8 protein-coding genes and 1 pseudogene are annotated in these 8,929 nt (G+C 73.2%); 8 read left to right on the top strand and 1 reads right to left on the bottom strand.

Going from position 1 to position 8,929, the window contains the following annotated elements; genetic code table 11:
* A pseudogene (locus tag ACFFNX_RS33745) lies at positions 1 to 304 on the bottom strand (amidohydrolase); the annotation flags it as partial.
* A 251-nt stretch (positions 305 to 555) separates the two neighbouring features.
* Here ACFFNX_RS33745 and egtA point away from each other — a divergent pair.
* From egtA to ACFFNX_RS33705, 8 genes are all read left to right on the top strand, one after another.
* Positions 556 to 1,758: an ergothioneine biosynthesis glutamate--cysteine ligase EgtA gene (gene egtA / locus ACFFNX_RS33740; RefSeq protein WP_378209923.1), complete on the top strand. Its 1,203-nt coding sequence runs from the start codon at positions 556 to 558 to the stop codon at positions 1,756 to 1,758.
* The gene (egtB, locus tag ACFFNX_RS33735) at positions 1,749 to 3,038 is read left to right on the top strand and encodes an ergothioneine biosynthesis protein EgtB (RefSeq protein WP_378209922.1); all 1,290 of its coding nucleotides are present in this window, start codon (positions 1,749 to 1,751) and stop codon (positions 3,036 to 3,038) included. Before egtA ends, egtB begins: the two co-directional genes overlap by 10 nt.
* On the top strand, positions 3,038 to 3,772 hold the full coding sequence (gene egtC, locus ACFFNX_RS33730; protein ID WP_378209921.1) for an ergothioneine biosynthesis protein EgtC: 735 nt from the start codon (positions 3,038 to 3,040) through the stop codon (positions 3,770 to 3,772). The genes egtB and egtC overlap by 1 nt, the downstream gene beginning before the upstream one ends.
* Before the next feature lie 45 nt (positions 3,773 to 3,817).
* On the top strand, positions 3,818 to 4,771 hold the full coding sequence (egtD, locus tag ACFFNX_RS33725; RefSeq protein ID WP_378209924.1) for an L-histidine N(alpha)-methyltransferase: 954 nt from the start codon (positions 3,818 to 3,820) through the stop codon (positions 4,769 to 4,771).
* A gap of 9 nt (positions 4,772 to 4,780) precedes the next feature.
* Positions 4,781 to 5,797, top strand: coding sequence for a LacI family DNA-binding transcriptional regulator (locus ACFFNX_RS33720; protein ID WP_378209920.1), 1,017 nt, complete (start codon positions 4,781 to 4,783; stop codon positions 5,795 to 5,797).
* 140 nt (positions 5,798 to 5,937) lie between these two features.
* Positions 5,938 to 6,570 (top strand): VC0807 family protein, encoded by a 633-nt coding sequence (locus tag ACFFNX_RS33715; RefSeq protein ID WP_378209919.1) that lies wholly within the window; start codon positions 5,938 to 5,940, stop codon positions 6,568 to 6,570.
* On the top strand, positions 6,567 to 8,081 hold the full coding sequence (locus ACFFNX_RS33710) for an FAD-dependent monooxygenase (RefSeq protein ID WP_378209918.1): 1,515 nt from the start codon (positions 6,567 to 6,569) through the stop codon (positions 8,079 to 8,081). Before ACFFNX_RS33715 ends, ACFFNX_RS33710 begins: the two co-directional genes overlap by 4 nt.
* Before the next feature lie 38 nt (positions 8,082 to 8,119).
* Positions 8,120 to 8,929, top strand: an 810-nt coding sequence (locus tag ACFFNX_RS33705; protein WP_378209917.1) for a sensor histidine kinase, incomplete at its 3' end; no start/stop codon positions are given.

Below are 8,929 nucleotides of genomic sequence, written 5' to 3'. Positions count from 1 at the left end.
CCCCGAACGGGGCCGGCAGCGCGAGGGAGTCCTCGTGGTAGGCGTCGAGGAGCGGCGCGGCCTCGGCGGGCGGCAGCCACTCCACGCCGAGCGGCGACGAGAGCGAGGTGAGGACCCGGTCGAAGCCGTCCGCGGCGGCCTGGGCCGCGCGGGCCGCCGGGTCGTGGTCGGCCGGGTCGACGTCGTACGGCGGCTCACCGTCGAGGTGAAGCGTCCAGCCGTCGAGCCGCGGCGTCGTCGCACGCCCGCGCAGGGCGTCGATGAACGCGGCGCCCCACAGGTGCTGGTGTACGTCGGTGGCCACGGGTCTCCCGTCTGGTGAACCGGTTTACTGAACCGTATCACTGTACCGCTTAAGTAAACCGATTCACCAGCTCAGGAGGTCCCGTGCGTTCACGAACACGTCACCGGAGATATGCGGACTTTCTGATTATTGATCCGGTTCAGTAGGGAATCACCCTCGTTCGAACTGTGAGCGGAGGCGCCCATGACCGATCGGAGCGGGGGAACCGACGGCACCCCCTGGTGGTCGCGCCCTCCGGCGAAGGAGGACCCATGACCCGCCTGACCTTGGACGACGTGTACGAACACGTCAGCGGGGTCTGTTTCAAGACGGGGCCACCGGGGCAGGTGGGCGCGGAGACCGAGTGGTTCGTGGAGGACCGGCGATCGCCGGACTCGCGGGTCACGATCGATCGGCTCAGTACGGTGATGGAGGCCGCGGGCACGCTTCCCGCGGGCAGCCGCGTCACCTACGAGCCGGGCGGTCAGCTCGAGCTCAGCTCCCTTCCGCAACGGGGGGTGGCGGCGGCACACGCCGCCCTGGCCGCGGACATCGCCCACGTCGGGGACCACCTGGCCCGCGAAGGGCTGGCGCTGGCGGGACGCGGCACCGACCCGCGCCGGCTCCGCGCGCCCTTCTTCCAGCTCGACGAGGGCCGTTACCGCTGCATGCGCGTCTACTTCGGGGAGCCGGGACTCGCCATGATGTGCGCGACGGCATCGCTCCAGGTCTGCCTGGACATCGGCGCGGATGAGAAGGACGCGGCGCGGCGCTGGCGGCTCGCACACGCGCTCGGGCCCGTACTCGTCGCGGCGTTCGCCAACTCGCCGGGGAACGGCACGCGCTCGGCGCGGCAGGTCATCTGGGAGGGACTCGACCGTGGCCGGACGGCCCCGGTCGTGGGACAGGACCCGGTGGAGGCGTGGGCGCGCTACGCCCTGGACGCGCGGGTCATGCTGCTGCGGGACGGCTGGGTGGCCGACCCCGGGATGACGTTCCGCGAGTGGCTCACCGGCGGGGCCGGGAGGCGCGGGCCGGACCTGACCGACTTCGCCTACCACCTGACCACGCTGTTCCCGCCGGTACGGCCGCAGGGCTGGCTGGAACTGCGGATGATCGACGCGCTGCCCGACCCGTACTGGCCCGTGCCGATCGCCGTGGTCGCGGCCCTGATCGATGACCCTCTGGCCGCCGAGATCGCCGCCGAGGCGGTCGAACCCGCCGCGGACCGCTGGCGCGAGGCCGCGCGTGAGGGCATCGGCGACCCCGTACTGGCGCGCGCCGCCCGCCGCTGTTTCGAGGCCGCGTGCGACGCGCTGCCCCGCATCGGCGCCCCGGCGCTCGCCCCGCTCGTCGACGGCTACGCGGAGCGCTACGTACGGCGCGGCCGCTGCCCGGCCGACGACGAACCCCTCGACGGCATATCCGGCGGTGCGACGGTGCCCGCCGGCAAGGAGGAACCACGATGGACGTGAAGGAACGGATCGTCGCGGAGCTGACCGCGGCGCGCGACCGCAGCTTCGGGCTGACCGTGGAGGCGCTGGAGGCGCCGGAGCTGACCGCGCAGGTCTCGCCGCTGATGTCGCCGCTGGTCTGGGACCTGGCGCACATCGGCAACTACGAGGAACAGTGGCTGCTGCGCGCCGCCGCCGGAGCCACGGCCGTCCGGCCCGACATCGACGACATCTACGACGCGTTCGAGCATCCGCGCGCCGAGCGGCCCTCCCTGCCGCTGCTCAGCCCCGCCGAGAGCCGCGCGTACGTCACGACGGTCCGCGACCGCGTGCTCGACTCCCTGGAGAAGGTGCCGCTCATCGGCGCCCTGGCCGGGGACGGCTTCGTCTACCACATGGTGATCCAGCACGAGCACCAGCACGACGAGACCATGCTGGCCACCCACCAGCTCCGCAAGGGCGCGCCCGCGCTGCTCGACCCGCCGGAGGCGGACCCCGTCGCGGGCGGGACGCCCCCGGCGGAGGTGCTGGTCCCCGGCGGCCCCTTCCTCATGGGCGCCTCCGACGACCCGTGGGCCTATGACAACGAACGGCCCGGCCACATGGTCGACGTGCCGTCCTTCCACATCGACACGACTCCGGTCGGCAACGCCGCGTACGCCGCGTTCATCGAGGCGGGCGGCTACCGCGACCCGCGCTGGTGGCACCCCAAGGGCTGGGAGTGGCGGTCCCGCACGGGCAAGGAGGCCCCGGCCTTCTGGTACCGGGAGGGCGGCCAGTGGATGCGGCACCGGCTCGGCCACGTCGAGCCGGTGCCGATGGACGAGCCGGTGCAGCACGTGTGCTGGTACGAGGCGGACGCGTACGCCCGGTGGGCCGGCCGGCGGCTGCCGACCGAGGCGGAGTGGGAGAAGGCCGCGAGCTGGGACCCCGCGGCGGACCGCAAGCGCCGGCTGCCCTGGGGCGACTCCGGCGAGGCCGGCGCGCACGCCAACGTCGGGCAGCGCCGGCACCGCCCGTCGCCGCTCGGCTCCTACGCCGACGGAGCGTCGGCCTACGGGGTGCGCCAGCTCATCGGGGACGTCTGGGAGTGGACCTCGACCGATTTCGACGGCTATCCGGGCTTCCGGTCCTTCCCGTACAAGGAGTACTCCGAGGTGTTCTTCGGCGGGGAGTACAAGGTGCTGAAGGGCGGCTCGTGGGCGACGCATCCCCTGGCGGCCCGGCCGACCTTCCGCAACTGGGACTTCCCGATCCGGCGGCAGATCTTCGCCGGCTTCCGCTGCGCGAGGGACGCCTGATGTGCCGTCACCTGGGCTACCTGGGGGACTCGCGGACCCTCCACCAGCTCCTGTTCGCGCCGAAGCACGGGTTGCTGACCCAGGCGTACGCGCCCCGCATGAACCGCGGCAACATCCTGAACGCCGACGGGTTCGGCGCGGGCTGGTACGACGCCGCCCGTGACGCCCCGGTCCGCTACCGGCGCGCCCAGCCGATGTGGACCGACCTGTCCTTCGCCGACGTCGCCGACGTCGTACGGACGCGCTGCGCGGTGGCCGCCGTGCGGTCGGCGACGGTCGGGTTCCCCGTGGACGAGTCGTGCGCCCAGCCGTTCACGGACGGGCTGCGGCTGTTCAGCCACAACGGCGTGGTCGAGGGTTTCGCCGGTGTGGAGGCCAAGCTGCGCGAGCTGGCGGGAGACCTCTCGCCGGTGCCGGACGCGCGGGCCCCGGTCGACTCGGCGCTGCTGTTCGCGATGGCGGCGGCCGCCTGGCGGACCGGCGCCTCGCTGGGCGAGGGACTGGCCCACGTGGTGCGGAGCGTGACCCCGCTCGTGTCCGGCCGCTTCAACCTGCTGGCCGCCGACGGGACTCGGCTGGCGGCCACGACCTGGGGGGACACGCTGTTCGTCCGCAGCGGGCCCGCCGTCGTGATCGCCTCCGAGCCGTACGACGACGAACCGGGATGGGAGGAGGTGCCCGACCGATCACTCGTGACCGCCGGTCCAGGAGGGGTCGGAATCAATCCGATCTGACCGTTTCTGACCGATGACTCGATGAGGAGATCACCAGTGCCGATCATGAAGAGCTATCTCACGCCCGACGACCTCGGAAAGTCGCTGCGGCGGGACGTCGCCGACGGCCTGACCGCGTTCCCCAAGAGGCTGCCGCCCAAGTGGTTCTATGACGAGCGGGGAAGCGAGCTGTTCGAGGAGATCACCAGGCTGGAGGAGTACTACCCGACCCGGCGCGAACGCGCGATCCTCACCGAGCGCGCGGCCGACGTCGCCGCGCTCACCGGCGCCCGCACGCTGCTCGAACTGGGCGCCGGATCGGGGGAGAAGACCCGGCTGCTGCTCGACGCGCTCGGCGGTACGCTCGCGACGTACGTGCCGGTCGACGTCAGCGGCGACTTCCTCGCCGGGGCGGCGGACCAGATCGCGTCGGAGTACCCATCGCTCTCGGTACAGCCGATCGTCGCCGACTACGAGCGGCACCTCCACCAGATGCCCGGCGGGCCGCGACGGCTGGTCGCCTTCCTCGGCGGCACGATCGGCAACATGACACCGGCCGAACGCGTGTCGTTCCTCGCCGGGCTGCGTGCCACGATGGGAGCGGACGACGCGCTGCTGATCGGCGCCGACCTGGTCAAGGCGCCGCATCGGCTCGTACGGGCCTACGACGACACGCGCGGGGTGACCGCGGAGTTCAACCGCAACGTGCTGCGGGTGATCAACCGGGAGCTCGACGCCGACTTCGTCGTGTCGCGCTTCGAACACGTCGCGATCTGGGACGGCGCCGAGGAACGGATCGAGATGCGGCTGCGCTCGACCCGGGCTCAGACCGTACGGATCGGCGCGTTGGACCTGGTCGTCGAGTTCGCGGCGGGGGAGGAGATGCGCACCGAGATCTCCGCCAAGTTCCGCCGGGAGCGTTTCGAGGAGTCGGCGACGGCGGCCGGCCTCCGCATTGACCGATGGTGGACCGACGAGGACGGTGATTTCGTTCTCAGTCTTGTCCGACCCGCTCTATAGGGTTGGAGGGTGACGCAGCAGCGGAAGCGCGCGACCATCCGTGAGGTGGCCAAGGCGACCGGGCTTTCGCCGGCCGCCGTGTCCTACGCGCTGCGTGGCATCCAGACGTCGGAGGAGACGCAGGAGCGGGTCCGCCGGGCCGCCGAGGAGCTCGGTTACGAGGCCCACCCGATCGCGCGGGCGCTCGCCAGCGGGCGCAGCGGCATGGTGGGCCTGCTCTGCGGCTCCCTGGAGGACCTGTGGCAGCAGTCGCTGGCGGTGGGCATCGGCCGGGCGCTGTTCGCCCGTGACCGTTACGCCATCATCCTCGACGCCGCCGGCGACCCCGAGCGCGAGCTGATGCTGGCGCGGCAACTGCGCGACCAGCGGGTCGACGGGCTGATCGTCCAGCCCCTCGACCCGTCGGCGTCGCTGTGGGCCGAGCTGGGCGAGAGCCTGCCGATCGTGTCGATCGGCGACTCGCTGCTCGGCGCCCACGCCTACGGTGAGGTGGTCTTCGACAACCGCGCCGGGGTGACCGCGGCCCTGGAGCACCTGCACGACCTCGGCCACCGGCACATCGCGGTGCTCACCCCGACGATGGCGCGCACGCCCGACCGCCCGGCCGACGTGCACGTCAACGCCGAGGCCGAGCGGCTGGGCGTCAAGGTCGACGTGGTGCCCTCACCCCAGGCGCTGGGCGCGGCGACGGACGTCGCCCTCGGCGTCCTGGGCGGCACACCCCGGCCGAGCGCGGTGTTCTGCTTCTCCGACTCGATCGGCTACGGCGTCTACGCGGCAACCCGCGAGCTGGGGCTGGCGGTCCCGGACGACGTCTCGGTGGCCGGCTTCGACAACCACCCGATGTCGGCGCTGCTCACCCCGCCGCTGACGAGCGTCGACTGGGACATCGAGGGCATCGTCCACTCGGCCGTCCGCGTGATGATCGGCGCGATCGACGGCAAGCCGCGCCGCCGCCGCATCGTCTGCGAGCCGAGCCTGCTGCAACGCGAGTCGACGGGGCCGGTCCGCGCCGGCACGCCCTGAGGTTTCGCTCCACCCCGGCCGTCTCGGGGTGTGCCGCCTGGACACCGTTCGCCCGCGGACGCTGAGACGGGCCCCGGCCTCCTCGCGAACCATGACATCTGTCGTGGGTGCGGCGGCGCCCGCGGCGCGACGCTCGGTACATGACCGAGAAGCGAGATGCCCGTAACGCCGTCCGTACGCTGATCTGGGAGATCGGCGCCCCCGTCATCGTCTACTACGCGCTGCACCTGTTCGGTGCCTCGGCCGTGCTCTCCCTCGCCGCGGCCACCGCCGTCTCGCTCGGCCGGACCCTGTTCGTCGCCGCCCGTGACCGGCGGCTCGACGGGTTCGCCGCGCTGATGGCCGTCATGTTCGGCATCGGGCTGGCGCTCACGCTGATCACCGGCGACCCCCGCGTCGCGCTCGCCAAGGACTCCGTCATGTCCGGCGTCGCCGGAGCGGCCTTCCTCGGCAGCTGTGTCGTCGGCCGGCCGCTGATGTTCGCGATGGCCAGGAGGGTCCTGCCCGAGGCCCGGCAGGCCGAGGCCGACGACCGGTGGCGGAACGACCCGGGATACCGGAGCCGGCTCGTCGTGCTGTCCCTCATCTGGGGCGTCATCCTGCTCACCGAGGCGCTCGTGCGCATCGTGCTCGTCTACACCCTGCCGGTGGACGTCATGGTGGGCCTGTCCCAGGGGCTGCAGTTCGCCGCGATCGGCCTGGCCGTGCTCTGCAGCGTCGTGTACGTGCGCCAAGTGCGGCGCGAGGCGGTGCCCGCCGGGGCCGCGCGATGAGCGCGGAGGCCGACGTCCTGATCGTCGGAGCCGGGCCGACCGGGCTCACCCTGGCCTGTGACCTGGTACGACGGGGCATCACCTGCCGGATCATCGACCGGTCGCCCGGGCCGCAGGAGGGATCGCGCGGGTTCGGCGTCAAGCCGCGCACACTGGCCGTCTTCGACGCGCTCGACGTCGCCGGCACCGTCCTCGCGGCGGCCCGGGCCGACTCCCACCTGCGCGTGTACTTCGGCACCGACCTGATCTACACCGGCCGCAGCCGGCCCACCGCGCCGACCGCGGACACGCCGTACCCCGACCCGGTCTCGCTGCCCCAGTGGCGCACCGAGGCCATCCTGCGCGCCCGGCTCGCCGAGCTGGGCGAGAAGGTGCGCTTCGGCGCGAGCCTCACCGGCCTGGACCAGGACGCGGACGGCGTCACCGCGACGATCGCCGCGGGCGGTGAGGAGGAGACACTGCGCGTCGCGTACCTGGTCGGCTGCGACGGCGGCGGCAGCACGGTGCGGAAACTGCTCGGCATCGGCTTCCCCGGCCGTACGGAGGAGGACCTGCGGGCGCTGCTGGCCGACGTCGAGGTGCACGGGCCGGAACCCCGCGACGCCGTGCACCTGTGGCTGGGGACGCGGCGGATGATGGCGGTACGGCCCTGGCCCGGTGCCGCGACGAGCCAGGTCGTCGTGTCGATCGCGCCCGGGCAGACCGTGGAGCCGTCCGTGGAGGAGCTGAGCCGGCTGGTCGCCGAGCACAGCGGCCGCGACGACATCCGGCTCGGCACGCCGACCTGGCTGTCGGTGTGGCGGTACAACCTGCGGCTCGCCGACCGGTACCGCTCCGGCCGGGCCTTCCTGGCCGGCGACGCCGCGCACGTGCACAGCCCGTTCGGGGCGTACGGCATGAACACCGGCGTCCAGGACGCCTGCAACCTCGGCTGGAAGCTCGCCCTGGCCGTGCGGGGCCGGGCCGCGCCCGGACTGCTGGACACCTACGAGGCCGAACGCCGCCCCGCCGGACGGGCGGCCCTGGACGCCAGCGACCGCGGCCTCTCCTCGGCCGTCACCCCGCCCCGCGTCCTCCGCCCGGTGCTGCGGCATCTGGTCGGCCCGCTCCTGTCCCGCATGCGCGCTCGCGGCCGCGACGACCACCCGACGTACCACGACGGGCCGCTCAGCGTGCAGGCGGTCCGCCGCACCCGGGTCCGGGCCGGCGACCCGGCCCCCGACGGCGTCCTCACGACACCTCGGGGCGACCGGATCCGCCTGTACGACCTCTACCGCGGCCCCGGGCTCACCGCCCTGTCCTTCGGGCGGGATCACCAGGTCCATGTCGGCGACGCGACTCCGCATGGTGTCACGTGCGACGATCCCGATGCCACGGTCCGCGGCGCCTTCGGCGTCCGCCCCGGCACCACCGTCCTGGTCCGTCCGGACGGCTACATCGGCCTGATCGCTCCGACCTCCGGCCCCGAGCTCCCCGCGTACCTGACGCGCGTCCTGGGCACGACGGCGTGAGCGTGGCCGGAGGGCGGGAGCTACGTAGACTCATCGCCATGCGGGACGGACCGGAGGCGACCGCGTGGCCGACGTACGCGGATTCGCTCGGGCCGCGGCGGCCGATCCGGCGGATACCCGGGCCACTGGTGGCGCTGGTGGGCCTGGCGACGGCGGTGGCCGGAGCGCGGTACGGGCACGCCCCGCACCGCGCCCTGATGCTGGCCGACGGACTGCTGATCGCCGTCGGGTTCCTGACGGCGCTGTACGCCGGGCGGCGCATGGACCCGCCCACCCGGATCGCCGTGCTCGCCGGCGTGTACCTGGCCGGGGCCGCGTTCGCGGTGATCGTCGGGGATCCACGCGGGCTCGGAGTGCTGGCGTACCCGATCATCGCCTCGGTGATACTGCTCCCGCCGCTGTGGACCCGCGTCATCGGCACCGTGGCCGCGGCCTGCGAGGTGGCGCTGAGCTGGTGGCTTCTCGGCGCGCCGAGCTGGGACGTGGCACTGCTGCTCATGTTCGTCGCGTCCGTGCTCACGGGCATCGACCAGCTGCGCCGTACGGTCGCCGAGCTGCGCGCCGCCCGCGATGAGATCGCCACGCTGAGCGTGGCCGCCGAGCGCGCTCGCGTGGCCCGTGACCTGCACGACGTGCTCGGGCACAGCCTCACCACGATCACCGTCAAGACCGGCCTGGCGCGGCGCGTGCTGGAGAGCGGCGCGGACCGGGCGCGAGCCGTCGCCGAGATCCGTGACGCCGAGCGGCTGTCCCGGGACACGCTGGACGAGATCCGCGCGACCGTGTCCGGGTACCGCCGGGCGTCGCTGACCGCGGAGCTGGCCGGCGCCCGGTCCGCCCTGCGCGCC

It is taken from the genome of Actinoallomurus acaciae, assembly GCF_042429965.1.
In the GTDB taxonomy this organism is placed as follows: domain Bacteria; phylum Actinomycetota; class Actinomycetes; order Streptosporangiales; family Streptosporangiaceae; genus Actinoallomurus; species Actinoallomurus acaciae.
Note: the sequence above shows the minus strand (reverse complement) of the source record. Positions and strands in the feature narration are given on the sequence as shown.

Excerpts from the sequence above, each read along its gene's own strand:
- egtA (WP_378209923.1), top strand. The coding sequence starts at position 556 with ATGACCCGCCTGACCTTGGACGACGTGTACGAACACGTCAGCGGGGTC.
- egtB (WP_378209922.1), top strand. The coding sequence starts at position 1,749 with ATGGACGTGAAGGAACGGATCGTCGCGGAGCTGACCGCGGCGCGCGAC.
- egtC (WP_378209921.1), top strand. The coding sequence starts at position 3,038 with ATGTGCCGTCACCTGGGCTACCTGGGGGACTCGCGGACCCTCCACCAG.
- egtD (WP_378209924.1), top strand. The coding sequence starts at position 3,818 with ATGAAGAGCTATCTCACGCCCGACGACCTCGGAAAGTCGCTGCGGCGG.
- ACFFNX_RS33715 (WP_378209919.1), top strand. The coding sequence starts at position 5,938 with ATGACCGAGAAGCGAGATGCCCGTAACGCCGTCCGTACGCTGATCTGG.
- ACFFNX_RS33710 (WP_378209918.1), top strand. The coding sequence starts at position 6,567 with ATGAGCGCGGAGGCCGACGTCCTGATCGTCGGAGCCGGGCCGACCGGG.